At 58.3% G+C, this 13,580-nt stretch carries 14 protein-coding genes; 5 read left to right on the forward strand and 9 right to left on the reverse strand.

The window, feature by feature from the left end:
* The first annotated feature begins 38 nt into the window (after positions 1-38).
* Positions 39-749, forward strand: a complete 711-nt coding sequence (gene phnF, locus GOX61_RS12820; protein ID WP_155148831.1) for a phosphonate metabolism transcriptional regulator PhnF — start codon at positions 39-41, stop codon at positions 747-749.
* 106 nt (positions 750-855) lie between these two features.
* On the opposite strand, the gene GOX61_RS12825 is transcribed toward phnF, so the two are convergent.
* The 6 genes from GOX61_RS12825 to GOX61_RS12850 form a co-directional block, all read right to left on the reverse strand.
* A complete protein-coding gene (locus tag GOX61_RS12825) occupies positions 856-1,473 on the reverse strand; it encodes a chloramphenicol acetyltransferase (RefSeq protein WP_170334244.1) in 618 nt (205 codons plus the stop codon).
* 24 nt (positions 1,474-1,497) lie between these two features.
* Positions 1,498-2,865 carry a phosphonate ABC transporter, permease protein PhnE gene (phnE, locus tag GOX61_RS12830; protein ID WP_170334246.1) on the reverse strand — a complete coding sequence of 456 codons (1,368 nt, stop codon included), beginning with the start codon at positions 2,863-2,865 and terminating at the stop codon, positions 1,498-1,500.
* Complete coding sequence (gene phnE / locus GOX61_RS12835) at positions 2,862-3,743, reverse strand: phosphonate ABC transporter, permease protein PhnE (protein ID WP_170334248.1); 882 nt, start codon at positions 3,741-3,743, stop codon at positions 2,862-2,864. Before phnE (GOX61_RS12835) ends, phnE (GOX61_RS12830) begins: the two co-directional genes overlap by 4 nt.
* 66 nt (positions 3,744-3,809) lie before the next feature.
* Positions 3,810-4,712: a phosphonate ABC transporter substrate-binding protein gene (gene phnD / locus GOX61_RS12840; protein WP_170334250.1), complete on the reverse strand. Its 903-nt coding sequence runs from the start codon at positions 4,710-4,712 to the stop codon at positions 3,810-3,812.
* A 68-nt stretch (positions 4,713-4,780) separates the two neighbouring features.
* The gene (gene phnC / locus GOX61_RS12845) at positions 4,781-5,602 is read right to left on the reverse strand and encodes a phosphonate ABC transporter ATP-binding protein (RefSeq protein WP_170334252.1); all 822 of its coding nucleotides are present in this window, start codon (positions 5,600-5,602) and stop codon (positions 4,781-4,783) included.
* 113 nt (positions 5,603-5,715) lie between these two features.
* A complete protein-coding gene (locus GOX61_RS12850; protein WP_170334254.1) occupies positions 5,716-6,774 on the reverse strand; it encodes a DUF4274 domain-containing protein in 1,059 nt (352 codons plus the stop codon).
* A gap of 208 nt (positions 6,775-6,982) precedes the next feature.
* Between GOX61_RS12850 and rpe the strand changes: the two genes are divergently transcribed.
* The gene (gene rpe, locus GOX61_RS12855; protein ID WP_170334256.1) at positions 6,983-7,672 is read left to right on the forward strand and encodes a ribulose-phosphate 3-epimerase; all 690 of its coding nucleotides are present in this window, start codon (positions 6,983-6,985) and stop codon (positions 7,670-7,672) included.
* Positions 7,673-7,821: 149 nt separating this feature from the next.
* Here the strand turns inward: rpe and GOX61_RS12860 are convergent, their stop codons facing one another.
* Positions 7,822-8,238 carry a PaaI family thioesterase gene (locus GOX61_RS12860; protein WP_217353852.1) on the reverse strand — a complete coding sequence of 139 codons (417 nt, stop codon included), beginning with the start codon at positions 8,236-8,238 and terminating at the stop codon, positions 7,822-7,824.
* Positions 8,239-8,368: 130 nt separating this feature from the next.
* Complete coding sequence (locus GOX61_RS12865; RefSeq protein ID WP_170334260.1) at positions 8,369-10,462, reverse strand: 3-hydroxyacyl-CoA dehydrogenase NAD-binding domain-containing protein; 2,094 nt, start codon at positions 10,460-10,462, stop codon at positions 8,369-8,371.
* 199 nt (positions 10,463-10,661) lie between these two features.
* Here GOX61_RS12865 and GOX61_RS12870 point away from each other — a divergent pair, with 199 nt between their 5' ends.
* The 3 genes from GOX61_RS12870 to GOX61_RS12880 all read left to right on the forward strand — a co-directional run bounded on the left by GOX61_RS12870 (position 10,662) and on the right by GOX61_RS12880 (position 12,233).
* On the forward strand, positions 10,662-11,480 hold the full coding sequence (locus tag GOX61_RS12870) for a cyclase family protein (protein ID WP_170334262.1): 819 nt from the start codon (positions 10,662-10,664) through the stop codon (positions 11,478-11,480).
* A gap of 2 nt (positions 11,481-11,482) precedes the next feature.
* A complete protein-coding gene (locus GOX61_RS12875; RefSeq protein WP_170334264.1) occupies positions 11,483-11,878 on the forward strand; it encodes a carboxymuconolactone decarboxylase family protein in 396 nt (131 codons plus the stop codon).
* A gap of 136 nt (positions 11,879-12,014) precedes the next feature.
* Positions 12,015-12,233, forward strand: coding sequence for a DUF1127 domain-containing protein (locus tag GOX61_RS12880; RefSeq protein WP_367646965.1), 219 nt, complete (start codon positions 12,015-12,017; stop codon positions 12,231-12,233).
* Between the two features lie 14 nt (positions 12,234-12,247).
* Here GOX61_RS12880 and GOX61_RS12885 read toward each other — a convergent pair whose 3' ends face one another.
* A complete protein-coding gene (locus GOX61_RS12885; protein ID WP_170334266.1) occupies positions 12,248-13,528 on the reverse strand; it encodes an aspartate aminotransferase family protein in 1,281 nt (426 codons plus the stop codon).
* Between the last annotated feature and the right edge of the window lie 52 nt (positions 13,529-13,580).

The raw sequence follows: 13,580 nt of genomic DNA on the forward strand, positions 1-13,580 counted from the left end.
TCGAGTCGCAATCTCCTCAGCCGTGAAGTTTTTATGACATGAGCAAAACACCGATCTGGAAAAGCATCGCTCTGACCCTGACCTCGGACATTGCCGAGGGCCGCTACAACACCGGCGACCGCCTGCCCACCGAAGCGCAATTAGCCGCCACCCATGGCGTAAACCGGCATACCGTCCGACGGGCGCTGTCCGATCTGGCCGAGCGCGGGCTGGTCCACGCCCGGCGCGGTGCAGGCGTTTTTGTTTCGGCTCGCCCCACCGACTACCCGATTGGCAAACGTGTCAGATACCACAAGAACATCTCGGCCAGCGGCAAGATCCCGGGCAAACGAGTGCTGGCCCTGACAACCCGCGCGTCTGATGAGGCCGAGGCCGAAGCGCTCGGCCTGCAAACAGGTGACCCGGTTCATGTCTATGACGGCTTGTCTCTGGCTGACGGGCAACCTGTGGGTCTGTTTCAGAGCGTCTTTCCGGCAGAGCGATTTCCCGATCTGCTGGATGCCCTGTCCGAAAATGCATCGGTTACAAAGGCACTGCAGACCTGTGGGGTGCCGGATTACACCCGTATTTCGACCCGCCTGACCGCGCGATCCGCCAGCGCAACGCAGGCACTGCACCTGCATTTGACCGAAGGCGCCCCCGTGCTGCATTCGCTGGGGGTAAACGCTGATCCTGACGGACAGCCCGTTGAATATGGCAAGACCGTATTCGCGGGTGAGCGCGTGACACTCACCCTAAGCGATGAATAAATGGAGTGCTCCTGCACGTCTTCAGCCTCCTGACGGAGGCCTCATCCCGTTGGGCCCGGCGCAGCCTATGCCCCTGCGGGCGCGGGAGTCGTCTTGGCTGACTGGATCACGCCTCGTGTTTTTCCAGAAATGCTTCGGCAGACATGGCACGGAAATCTGGCAGGGCAGTACGAAGCCTGCTGTTGTCCCAATCCCACCAGGCCAGTGCCATCATGCGATCTGCAATATCCTCGGGAAAGCGACGACGCACCGGTTGTGCAGTCACACCAGCAACAATCGTGTAGGGCGCTACATCCTTGGTGACAATCGCACCCGAGGCGACGACCGCGCCATGGCCTATGGTAACCTCGGGCTTGATGATCGCGGCATGACCAATCCACGTGTCATGGCCGATAAACGCTGTGCGACCCGCGCGATGGGCAAACCAGTCGGCATCGTCCTCGGCATCGTCCCAATAGTCAGCTGACCGATAGTGGAAATGATGCAGCGAGGCTTTCTCCATCGGATGATCGGTCGCCCCGATCCGAGTGAAACTGGCGATGTTCGCAAACTTGCCGATCCGGGCATTGGCGATGTCGCAGGTTCGGTCGCAATAGGAGTAATCGCCGAACTCGGAATTCGCTACGCGGGTACCAGCACCGATCTCGACAAACTCGCCAAAAGTGCTGCCGGTAATCTGGCAATCGGGATGGATGAACGGCTGGTCAGAACGCAGTCGCGCCATGGTCTTTTTGTCCTTGTTCTTAGGTCACGGCAATAGGAACGGCTTGCCCTTGCGATCCCGCGGCTTGCGCGTCTTTCCGGTTTCACCCTGGATCAGACGTCGGCGCAGCCAGCCCGAGAACCAATCCATCAGCATCACCATCAGGATGATCAGAACAATGTAGTAGGCGACCTCTTCCCAGTCTTTTTGCGTGATGATGGCTTGCGTCAGCAGCAGACCGATTCCGCCGCCGGTGATCGCACCGATTACGGTGGCACTGCGGGTGTTGGATTCGAGGAAGTAAAGCAACTGGCTCAACAACACCGGAGTGATCTGCGGAATCACGCCAAAGCGATAGCGCTGTGGCGCGTTCGCTCCGGTGGATTGCACACCTTCGATCTGCTTCTGATCCACATTTTCCAGCGCCTCCGAGAAAATCTTGCCGAATGTGCCGGTATCCGTCACCAGAATGGCCAGCGCCCCTGTCAGCGGACCGGGACCAAAGGCCCGGGCCAGAACAACTGTCCAGATCAGCGCATCCACGCCACGGACAAAATCGAACACCCGGCGCGTGACAAAGCGTACCGACCGCAACGGATTGAAATTGCGCGTCGCCATGAAGGCCAGCGGCAATGCGATCAGGCCAGCCCCAAGGGTTCCCAGAAAGGCCATCAGAATGGTCTCAAAGATCGCCCAGGCCACATCCTGATGCCGCCACATCTTGTTGGTCCAGAAGTCATTGAAGATCGCACCGGCTTCACCTGATGCGGCACGCCCCATCAACTCCGAGAAGGATTTTCCGTAATACGGGCTATCCAGCGTGAACCAGAACAGCTCCCAACCGGTGAAATAGCGGAACACTTCTGATCGGTTGCGGGTAACCGTCAGACGGCCCGCATCCGTCGTGATCGCCAAACGGTTCTTGGAGACATTGATCCATTCAGGCACATCCTCTGATGGCAATTCCGCCTGCACGCCAGCGGATCGGCTGGGTGTCGCGCGTACCATACCATAACCGGGGATGTCGTACTCGACCGTATCGGGACCAAAGCGCACAACGTGTCCGTCTTCCAGATCGATCACGGTCGTCTCACCCAACGCGACCCAATCCGGTGCGGTCCCCTCGGGATAGGCACCCTTGCGCTCACCCTCGATGGCAACCGAGACTTCTCCATTGCGGTTGTCGCGCTCGACATGGGTTTTGTAGCTGTAGCTGTCCGAAACCAACGTCTTGCCGTTTTCCCAATTGGCGCGTTCGGCCAGCCCGGGCACGTCAAAGGCGAAGAAGACATAGATCAGGTACAGAACAACCAGACCCGGCAATCCAAAGTTCACGATACGCTTGCGGCTGAACAGGCGGTCGGCCTCGGCCTTGAGGTCATCTATCGACAGGTCGGTGGCAAAGGTACTCATGCCGTAGCTCCTTTTTCCGACCCGTGGGTCAGGCGATCGCGCAGCAGCCCGGACAGCTGATCCACGATAACGATGGTGACGAAAAGCAGGATGAAGATGGCCGCAGCCTCATCGTAACGCCCCTGTCCCCAGGACATGGCATTACGCAGCTCATAGCCCAGACCACCCGCACCGACGAAGCCCAGAATGGCCGAGGCGCGGATGTTGATCTCGAACCGCAATAGCGCATAGCTGACATAGTTCGGCCCGACCTGCGGGATCACGCCCAGATACATGCGCTGCGACCAGTTGGCCCCGACCGACTGCAACCCTTCAACCGGTTTTAGCGAGGCGTTTTCATTGACCTCTGAGAACAGCTTGCCCAGCGCGCCCGCCGTGTGAATGGCAATGGCGATCATCGCCGGGATCGGGCCACCACCCAGAATGAAGATAAGAACCAGCGCAATCACGATCTCGGGTATGGCGCGGAAGATATCCGAGATCCGGCGGAAGACCGGGATCAGGGATGGCCAAAGCGCCATGCCCCGCGTCGACATCAGCGCCAGAAACGTTCCGCCGATCGTCCCGACCAAAGTCGCCGCCGCCGCGATGTTCAGCGTCTCGATCAATGCGGGAAAAAACTCGACAAGGTTCGCCGGCATCGCGCCGATCTTTTCCCAAGCTTCCGTTAGCACCTCTGCCGGATAGTCCAGAATGCGATGCCAGCCGTCGGTGAAGCTTCCCGCATTGCGGCTGTCAGCGGTGCGGAATCCCGCAGCCATCAAAGCCACGAACAGGATCAGAAGGATACCACCATAGACCCTCTTGCGTCGCGTCATCGCTGTATATTCGTCGCGGATCTGATCGACGCTTTGGGACCCTGCAGTCAGGTCTGTCATGGAATGCTCCTGAAGGGAAAACGGGGTCCGGTTCAATACCAGACCCCGATCATTGGATAAGCAGGCTTAGTTGGACTTCAGCTTGCGTGCTTCGATGATGATTTCGTAGGCGTCATGCGTGATCGGCTCGAACGCTTTTGCCTCACCCGCGGCAACACCGTAGAAGCATTCGCGGTCTTTCTCATGCAGGCCAGCCATCAGGGCAGTCATCTTTTCTTTGACATCCGCAGGCAGCGCGGTGCGCAGAACTACCGGACCTTCCGGGATCGGCTTGGATTTCCAGATTTCGACCATGTCGTTCATGTCGACCAGACCGGCATCAACAGCGCGGCGCAGGGCGCCCGAGTTGTAGCCGTCTTCCCAGTTGCCCAGACCGTCAGCCCAGGTAACGCCACCGTCAACGTCGCCATTGTTGACTGCAACGATGGTTTGCTCGTGACCGCCGGTGAACTTCACTTCACCAAAGTAGTCGCCTGAATCCATGGTCGCACCAGTGGCCTGCGGGATTTCGATCGACGGTATCAGATAGCCCGAGGTCGAGTTCGGGTCGCCAAAACCAAAGGTCTTGCCCTTCATGTCGTCCAGCGAGGTGATGCCGCTGTCCTTGCGGGCAAACCCGATCGAGTAGTAGCCGTAGCCGCCGTCGACATTCACTTTGACCAGAACCGGCTCAACCGCCTCAGGATCGCTCAGATATGTTTTGGCGTAGCCCGACGCGCCCAGCCATGCCATGTCGATGGTGCCGCCCAGCAGACCCTGAATAACACCGTTATAGTCGGCTGGGGCAAACAGCTTGGTCTCAACGCCCAGCGCATCTTCGGTATATTCCCGCAGGCACTCGTTGTTGTTAAGACGGTCCTGAGCGTTTTCGCCGCCCAGAATACCGATGCGGAATTCGCTGATGTCCTGAGCCATTGCAGGTGCGGCCATGGCAGTGGTCGCAACAAGGGCAGCCATTAGTATTTTCATCTGTCTCTCTCCAGTTTGATTACCCCGACCTCTCATCGGGCCGGGCGATGAAAGGTGGTGGGGGTGGCTCAGATGGTGGCCTCGGCTTCCATCAGGGCCTTTTGGGTGGCGTCGAGCGTTTCGATCTCGGTCGATGTCGCTTCTTCCGAGAAGCTGGCGTCGGCGCCATAGATTTCGCGGGCAACCCCCGTGGTCAGCTGCTCGGGCAACCCGTCAAACACGATGCGCCCGTCGCGCATGCCAACCACGCGATCGCAATAGCGACGTGCGGTATCCAGCGTGTGAAGGTTTGCGATGACAGTGCGGCCGTCCTCTTCGTGGATACGGCGCAGGGCCTGCATCACGACCTGCGCATTCATCGGGTCCAGCGAGGCAATCGGCTCATCCGCCAGAATGATGCTGGGATCCTGCATCAGAGCGCGCGCGATGGCGACGCGCTGCTGCTGGCCGCCCGACAAGGCTTCGGCCCGCTTAGGCGCATGCTCGGCAATGCCCAGGCGGTCCAGGATATCGATGGCCCGGTGGATATCCTCCATCGGGAACAGGTTGAACATTGTGGCCAGGGTCGAATGCCGGTTCAGCGTCCCGTGCAGAACGTTTGATACGACATCAAGGCGGGGTACCAGATTGAACTGCTGAAAGATCATCGCACAGTCAGCCTGCCACGCGCGCTTGTCGCGACCTTTCAGTTGAGTGATGTCCCGACCTTCAAACAGGATCTGACCGTCACTCGAATCCGTAAGGCGGTTGATCATCCGCAGCAGTGTCGACTTGCCTGCACCGGACCGACCGATAATTCCGATCATACACGGCTTGTCTACATCAAGCGTCGCAGCATCCACGGCAACATTTTCGCCGAAGCGCTTGGTCAGTTTTTCTATGCGCAGCACGTGCCACCCCCAAATCGTGTTGGGGGGTCAGCTAAAGCTCGGAATCAACGGCTGTGTGTCACTGCGATGAAAGTTTTGTAACGGCGGCGGGCGGGCTGCCCATCAGCCAACGGTCAGATCAGTGCCAGCGCGACTGTATCTTCCGAGTGAATGTAAAACGGTGTTTGTAGGGCTCTTCCATCGACAGAACCAGCGAACAGGGCAGCAGGTGAAGGAATGTCGCCGCTGATCTCGGCGTTCGCGTATCTTCGAAACCGTTCCGCCGGGTCCTCGGCCAGACCCACTGCCGCCAATGACAACTCCTGACGCTCATAACCACCATTCGCGGCCCGCTCGCAGATATCCGCGCAAAGGTTCTCGCGCTGGCCATACAAGTCTGCCCTGCTTTTGCCAACAATGCTGTCTCCATCCAAAAGAACAAACGCCTGCGCCGCAGTAGCACGATCGCAATCTGGCTGCTGAACGATCCATCCGATGACAGGCAGCGCCGAATCCAGATCCGGGTTCATTCCCCGGATCAGTTCAGGCCAGAAATCCGGATCACGGTATTCTTCAAGCCAATTGAGAAACCCATTGTCACTGATCGAGATTTCAAAACCCGGGTCGGGAAGGGTGTATCGCCTGTCAAGAAAACGCAGTTCGGCTGAGAGGGTCGTATAGACGAGGACCGCAATGAAATGCGGCACGCGGGCCGCGCCCTCTGCATGGGGATAGGGCTTTAGATTCGACCAGTGACCGAAATCGGTCAGATATTCATGATAGAGCATCGCACGATCAAGGGTCTTGCTACCCAGTTCTTCCATGTAGCTTCTGGCGCTGCTCTGAATGGACATGACCCAGCCGCTCAAATGCGGGTGGGCAGTCATCGCATCGATCACATCACCCTCATCCCCGTACATGGCAAGATGCGCAATTCTCAGCGCTTTGCGCTCGACCGGTGCAAGACTGGCCCAAGCGGGAATCAACGAAAAGTCGGGTTTCTCCGCACCACTCACTTTCGCGCGTGCCATGATCAGCCCGATTGACAACCAGCACATCATTTTTCGGCCACGTTTACTGAGCTGTTTTGAGTAGAGTACATCCTTCCGGCCTTTTTCGTAGTCGGCCTGCACCTGCGCGCCTTTTTTGGATGACCTGAAACCGAACATTGTCCGTTCCCCGAAATAGTTCATCTCTTCATATAGTTATGAAGATACGGGTCAGACAATCCGAGTACAGGTCCTAAGTCCTCAACTGAAATCAGAATTTGCGGTGAACAGCACAGGTTGTAGCAGATCAATTTGCAGCACCACAATGCACCGCGTTTACGCAGATACGACTGTCCGCGACCGCAAAAACCACCTATATCAGCCGCAACGCACTCCAATCCACGAGGCCAGCATGAGCTTTGACCGCAGCATCAAGATCGCTCCGTCGATCCTTTCCGCCGATTTCGCCAATTTCGGGCAGGAGATTCAGGCCATCGAGGCGCAGGGCGCCGACTGGGTCCATGTCGACGTGATGGACGGGCATTTCGTTCCGAACCTGACATTTGGTCCGCCAGCAGTAAAAGCCTTTCGGCCACATGTGAAAACCGTGATGGACGTGCATCTGATGATCGCTCCGGTCGACCCTTACATTCAGGCCTATGCTGACGCCGGGGCTGATATCCTGACGGCCCATGTCGAGGCAGGACCTCACACCCATCGCACGCTGCAAGCAATCCGGGCGGCTGGAATGAAAGCCGGTGTCGCACTGAACCCCGGCACTCCGGCTGAAGCGGTTGAGCATCTTCTGGACCTTGCAGATCTTGTCTGCGTGATGACAGTGAACCCGGGGTTTGGCGGCCAGAAATTCATCGACATGACCGACAAGGTCCGCCGGCTGCGATCCATGATCGGAGACCGCCCGATCCACATCGAAATTGATGGCGGTGTCGACCCAAAAACCGCTCCACTGGTTGCAGCCGCTGGCGCTGATGTTCTGGTGGCCGGTTCAGCGGTCTTCAAGGGTGGCTCCGTATCCAATCCCGAGGTGTATGGCGAAAACATCCGCGCCGTTCGTGCGGCGGCAGAAACGGCGCTCGACTAACCTCGGCGCTCTCCCGCCAGTCGTTAATGTTCCTGACGGAACATCTCCGTCTGTTGGGCCCGGCATCGCGCGTTGCGCGATGCCGGGCCCAAAACCACTGGCTGGATTGGTAAAGCCAATGTCGCGCGGACACGAACGAACTCCGCGCTTTATCTTGCGGAACCGCGCTTGAACACTCCTGCTGCCGTGGCGATCAAAACGCCATCCTGACTGTGCAGTTCTCCATGGATATGGGCCAGCTTGCGTCCGCCTCCTGACGGTCGTCCCACGGCGGTCACCCGGCCTTTTCTGATTGCTGCAACGTAGCTGGTGTTCAGCGAAAGCGTCAGCACCATAGGGTGCTCTTGGCGATCGAACCAGGCAGAGGCAGTGTTCCCACATGCCACATCCAGCAACATGGCGATGATCCCGCCATGCAGGATGCCCTGACTGTTCAGGTGATCCTCACAGATCGTAAGGTGACAGCGAGCACATCCCTCGGGGTCTGACAAATCAATCTCGAACCCGACCGCATTTTGGCAGCCCGATCGCCGGACCCGTGGGTGATCTCCGTCATTCTGTTTCAAGTGCACTTCACCGCTCCGAACATAAACTGCAAGCCAACACTGCGATCAGCCAATGCGTTTTGCAATACGGCTACGGATATGCCGGCGTGCTGTCAGGCCTTCCCTCGAGACTACACCTGAAGCCAAATTCTCAACCAGCTTTGTTCAGATCTTCAAATGTGCGCCCTTCAGCCACCAGCTGCTCCAGCAAAGGTGCCGGTTGCCAGAAATAGTCATCTTCCTCCGACCAGTTCCGGATATCTGACAACACCCCGGCCAACCCTTGCAGATCAGCCCATTTCAGTGGTCCGCCGCGATAGCGCGGAAACCCGTAACCATAGAGCAGCGTCACATCCACATCCAACGGACGGCGCGCGATACCTTCGCCCACGACCCTAGCAGCCTCATTGACCATGGCGGTCATATACCGGCGTACAATTTCCTCATCAGAAAAATCCCGCGGCGTGATCCCTTGCGCAGCACAATCCGCCTCGATCAATGGCATCACATCCGGGTTCGGCACGCCGCCGCGCTTGCCCTTCTCGTAGATGTAGTAGCCCTTGCCGGTCTTTTGACCGAAATGACCGTCCTCGCACAGCTTGTCTGCGTATGAGCTGTCGCGTGCACGTGGATCCATCCCCTCGGCCCGACGACGCTTGCGCCCCGCCCAACCGATATCCAGTCCCGCCAGATCCGACACCGCAAACGGCCCCATGGCAAAACCGAAATCCGTCAGCGCTTTGTCGATCTGATACGGGCTGGCACCGTCCAGAACCATGTGATCGGCACAGGCGCGATATGTGTTCAGGATACGGTTGCCGATAAAGCCGTCACAAACCCCCGCCCGCACCGAAACCTTGCGCAGCCGCTGCCCCAGGGCAAACCCGGTTGCAACCACGTCAGGCGCGGTTTTGTCCGCAACCACAATCTCCAGCAACTTCATGACATGCGCGGGCGAGAAGAAATGCAGCCCGATCACATCCTCTGGCCGGCTGGTCATCGCCGCGATCTCGTTCACATCAAGATATGAGGTGTTGGTCGCCAGAACCGCACCCTTTTTGCAGACCTCATCCAACTGGGTGAAGACCTGCTTTTTGACCGCCATGTCTTCGAACACGGCTTCGATCACCAGATCAACGCCGCTCAGTGCACCATAGCCGGTGGCAAGCTCAAGCTTGTTCTCCAGAATGTCGTCGTGGTCTTCCGTGCTCAGCTTTCCACGCTTCACGGCCCCGGCCAGATTTCCTGCAATCCGCTCCTTCGCAGCAATTGCAGCCTCATTGGACATTTCCAACAGAACAACGGGTAACCCCGACAGCAAAGCCGCCGTGGCAATCCCCGCACCCATCGTACCGCCACCGATCACACCGATCTGATGCACCATTCGCGGGTCCACGTCTTTCAGTTCCGGCAGCTTTCCCACGGTGCGTTCGGCGGCAAAGGCATGCCTCAGACCCTTGCTCTGATCCGACACCAAAAGATCCTGGAAAAGCTCTCGCTCACGCGCCATGCCGTCCGCAAAACTCTCGGCTTCGCAGCAGGCCTGCACAGCGCGCACCGCGACCGCCGGAGACAGCTGACCACGGCCTTTCTTCAACACGGAATCATAGACAGAATCGAAATCTACCGGATCAGGAACAGGCAACTCGCCCACGGCGCGGCGCGGCGCATCCATGTCCAGCAACTCCCGGACGTAGGCCAACCCGACGTCGCGCGGTTCGCCGTCCTCAACCTTATCGACAACGCCCAATTCCAGAGCCTCATCAGCCTGCACCTGCCGTCCCGTGGTGATCACATCCAATGCGGCCTCGACACCGGTGATACGGGGTAGGCGCTGCGTCCCGCCTGCACCGGGAATGATTCCCAGCTTGACCTCGGGCAGTCCGACTTTGGCCGAGGGGACAGCGATGCGATAATGGCATGACAATGCAACCTCCAGCCCGCCTCCCAACGCCGTTCCATGCAGGGCTGCGACGACAAGCAAAGGAGACGCCTCGATCCGATTGCACAACGACGGCAAAAAGGGTTCCAGAGGTGGTTTACCGAATTCACGAATGTCTGCCCCGGCAAAAAACGTCCGGCCTTTTCCGTAAATCAGAACGGCCTTTGCCCCCTCGGATTCGGCGCGTTCGATCCCGGCCAGCAGGCCACGACGCACGTCAACACCCAGCGCATTGACCGGCGGGTTGTTTGCCGCAAGCACCGCGATTTCGCCGATACATTCATATTCGACTGCCTGGGACATCAGCCCTGTCTCCTCTTTCAAATCAGCATTCACGATGCATGATTTCGCTATGCGGAATTGTATTTCGCAACAAATTGAACGCATCGAAAGGTATGTTCAACCCCATAAAGGGGACAATCGGGGATTCGTGCTAGGTTGATCAACGTATCCGGCGCAAACTCCGGACCTACAGGGAATTTTTAGAACAGGGAGCTTTATTATGTGTGATGTTTGCGTGATGAACGCCGTGAAAGACAGAATGCTGTCACGGCGGTCATTTTTCAAAGGCGGTGCTGCAATGGCCGCCGGAGCGACACTGGGAACAGTAGCCGGAACACCTGCAATGGCTCAGGGCCATGGTGAGGTTGTGGATATGACCCATGTCTATGACGCCGAATTCCCGACCTATTTCGGGGAACCCGGGATTGAGGCGACCCAGGCCTTCAATTTCAAGGACCATGGCTTCAATCTGTTCAATCTGGCTGTGAACGAACACACCGGTACGCATATTGATGCCCCGCTGCACTTTTCTGCCGATGGCCAGTCCGTCGACGAAATCCCGGTTTCAAATCTGGTTTGCCCGCTATGCGTTGTGGATATCGCCGAGCGGGCGCAGGATGATCCGGATACGCAGGTCACGCCTGATGATCTGAACATCTGGATCGACACCAATGGCCCGTTCCCCGAAAGGTTCTGCATTGCCATGCATTCCGGCTGGGGGCCCAAAACCGCAACCCCCGGGTTCCGGAATGCCGATGGCGAAGGCAAGATGCATTTTCCCGGCTTCCACGTCGAAGCCGCGCAGATGCTGATGGAAGACACCGGGGCCATTGCAATGGCCGTTGATACGCTGTCGCTGGATCACGGGCCGTCAGCTGATTTCGCGACCCACTATGCCTGGCTGCCAACCAACCGCTACGGTATCGAGAACCTTGCCAATCTCGACAAGGTTCCGGCCACAGGCGCAACGCTGGTTGTTGGAGCTCCAGCCCACCGGGGCGGCTCGGGCGGCCCGGCCCGCATCTTTGCGATGGCCTGATCATGGCAACAGTTCGCCTTTTGACGGACGAAGACGTCAGCGCCGAGGCGCTGGCTGTCTTTGAAGATATTCGCGCCACCCGAGGCACGGAATACATCAACAACTTCTGGCGCGCGCTAGCCCATGACCCCGATCTGTTGCGCGCGACATGGAACCGGTTGAAAACAGTGATGGCACCGGGTGCGCTTGATCCGTTGGTCAAGGAACTGCTTTATGTCGCCGTATCGACGGCAAACAACTGCGAATACTGCGTCCATTCACATTCTGCAGCCGCACGCGCCAAGGGCATGACGGACGAGATGTATGGCGAGTTGCTTGCAGTTATCGCAATGGCAAGCCAGACCAATGCACTGGCAACAGCCCTGCAGGTGCCGACAGATGAGATGTTTTCGGCTTGAACCCGCCCGTAAATCTGGCATTTCCAATGCAGATTTGCACGAAACGCACAGCGGCTATTCGCAAAAGCGGCTAGCTGCACCGCAGCACAGAGCTTAAGTTCCCCGCGTCGGTTTCAGACCAAAAGGGGAACTGCTCGTGGCACATTCCACATCTCATCGTTCAGCCGCCATGAACCTGCTGGCGGTCGTCGGCGATATATTCAACGGTATCTACGAGGCCCTGATCAGCGTTGGGGAAGCCAATGCAAAGGTCCTCAGAATCAAGGCCCTGCACGAGCTGACCGACGAAGAGCTTGCAGCCCGCGGCATCCAGCGCGAGGACATTGTGCGCCTCGTCATGGCAGACGTGTACTGAGCCCCGCCTGCCCGCTACATTTCGGCAACCGCCTGTGCGGCCTTGGCATAGGCGGCTTCGCACAGTTCGAAATCAGCGTCCGTCAGCGCCAGTGATGGATAAGTCTTGCCTGCCGATTTGAACATACCGTTTTGCATCAGGACCGCATTGAACTTCGCGCCTTTGGTCGTATCCGCGCCAAATACATCGCGATAATCGCGAATCTCACCATTGGTGAACACGATCTCGAACAGGGTACGGTCTCCGACGATCCGATGCGCGATGCCATGCGTGTCCAGCGCTGCCTTGGCCATATCCATCAGCCGCTGCCCATTGGCCCGCAGCAGGTCGAACTGACCATCCCGCTTCAGCACTTCCATCGTCTTGAGGCCCGCGACCGCCGCAACCGGGTTACCGGACAGCGTACCCAGCTGCATCAGCCACTTATCGGCCCCGACAGCAGCCTTGTCGAAATGCGCCATGATATCAGTGCGTCCGGCAATCGCGGCCAGCGGAAAGCCCCCGCCGATAATCTTGCCGAGTGTCGCCAAATCCGGCGTCACGCCATACAGCTCCTGCGCGCCGCCATAGGCAAAGCGGAAACCGGTGACGACCTCATCAAAGATCAGCACGATACCGTATTTGTCCGCCTCTTCCCGCAGCAGCTGCAGGAATCCGGGTTCGGGCGGGATGATCCGTTGCAGCGGTTCGACGATGATCCCGGCGACCTCGTCCCCATGTTCAGCCAGCAGCGAACGGATATAGTCCGGATCGTTGAACGGCGCGATCAGCATCTCGGCCTGAACGCTTTCGGGAATGCCCGCGCTATCCGGAACGGCCTGCGGGAAGTTTACCATCCGGTCGGGTGCAAGGCTCATCTGCGCCTCGGCACTCATCCCGTGATAACCGCCTTCGAATTTCACGATCTTGTCGCGACCGGTAAAGGCGCGGGCCAGACGGATCGCGTACATATCTGCCTCACCGCCGGATGAGACATAGCGGATCTGCTCGGCGCATGGGACAGCCGAACAGATCTCTTCGGCCAGTTCGATGGCGCGGGCATTGTTGGCGAAAAAGGTCATGCCCTTGGGCATCTGTTCGGCAACGGCCTCCAGAACCTCCGGGTGACCATGGCCCAGCAACATCGGACCCGATCCGATCAGAAGATCGACATATTCCTTGCCATCCTCATCCCAGACCCGGCTGCCCTGGCCATCGCGAATAAAGATCGAAGGGTCAAAGTTCCCGAACCCGCCACCCGGCAGCACAGCTTTGGCGCGCTCGATCCAGTCAGTCTGTGAGATGATTTTGTCCATGTGATCCGTTCCTCTGGCGTTCGGCTGTGTTAATTTTGACCAAAGAGTCAAA

The sequence above is a fragment of the Ruegeria arenilitoris genome, assembly GCF_013030265.1.
Lineage (GTDB): Bacteria > Pseudomonadota > Alphaproteobacteria > Rhodobacterales > Rhodobacteraceae > Ruegeria > Ruegeria arenilitoris_E.

Bases quoted from the DNA above. Each gene is read 5' to 3' on its own strand.
- GOX61_RS12825 (WP_170334244.1), bottom strand. From the start codon at position 1,473: ATGGCGCGACTGCGTTCTGACCAGCCGTTCATCCATCCCGATTGCCAG.
- GOX61_RS12885 (WP_170334266.1), bottom strand. From the start codon at position 13,528: ATGGACAAAATCATCTCACAGACTGACTGGATCGAGCGCGCCAAAGCT.
- GOX61_RS12870 (WP_170334262.1), top strand. From the start codon at position 10,662: ATGTGTGATGTTTGCGTGATGAACGCCGTGAAAGACAGAATGCTGTCA.
- phnE (WP_170334246.1), bottom strand. From the start codon at position 2,865: ATGAGTACCTTTGCCACCGACCTGTCGATAGATGACCTCAAGGCCGAG.
- GOX61_RS12875 (WP_170334264.1), top strand. From the start codon at position 11,483: ATGGCAACAGTTCGCCTTTTGACGGACGAAGACGTCAGCGCCGAGGCG.
- phnD (WP_170334250.1), bottom strand. From the start codon at position 4,712: ATGAAAATACTAATGGCTGCCCTTGTTGCGACCACTGCCATGGCCGCA.
- GOX61_RS12850 (WP_170334254.1), bottom strand. From the start codon at position 6,774: ATGAACTATTTCGGGGAACGGACAATGTTCGGTTTCAGGTCATCCAAA.
- phnE (WP_170334248.1), bottom strand. From the start codon at position 3,743: ATGACAGACCTGACTGCAGGGTCCCAAAGCGTCGATCAGATCCGCGAC.
- rpe (WP_170334256.1), top strand. From the start codon at position 6,983: ATGAGCTTTGACCGCAGCATCAAGATCGCTCCGTCGATCCTTTCCGCC.
- GOX61_RS12865 (WP_170334260.1), bottom strand. From the start codon at position 10,462: ATGTCCCAGGCAGTCGAATATGAATGTATCGGCGAAATCGCGGTGCTT.
- phnF (WP_155148831.1), top strand. From the start codon at position 39: ATGAGCAAAACACCGATCTGGAAAAGCATCGCTCTGACCCTGACCTCG.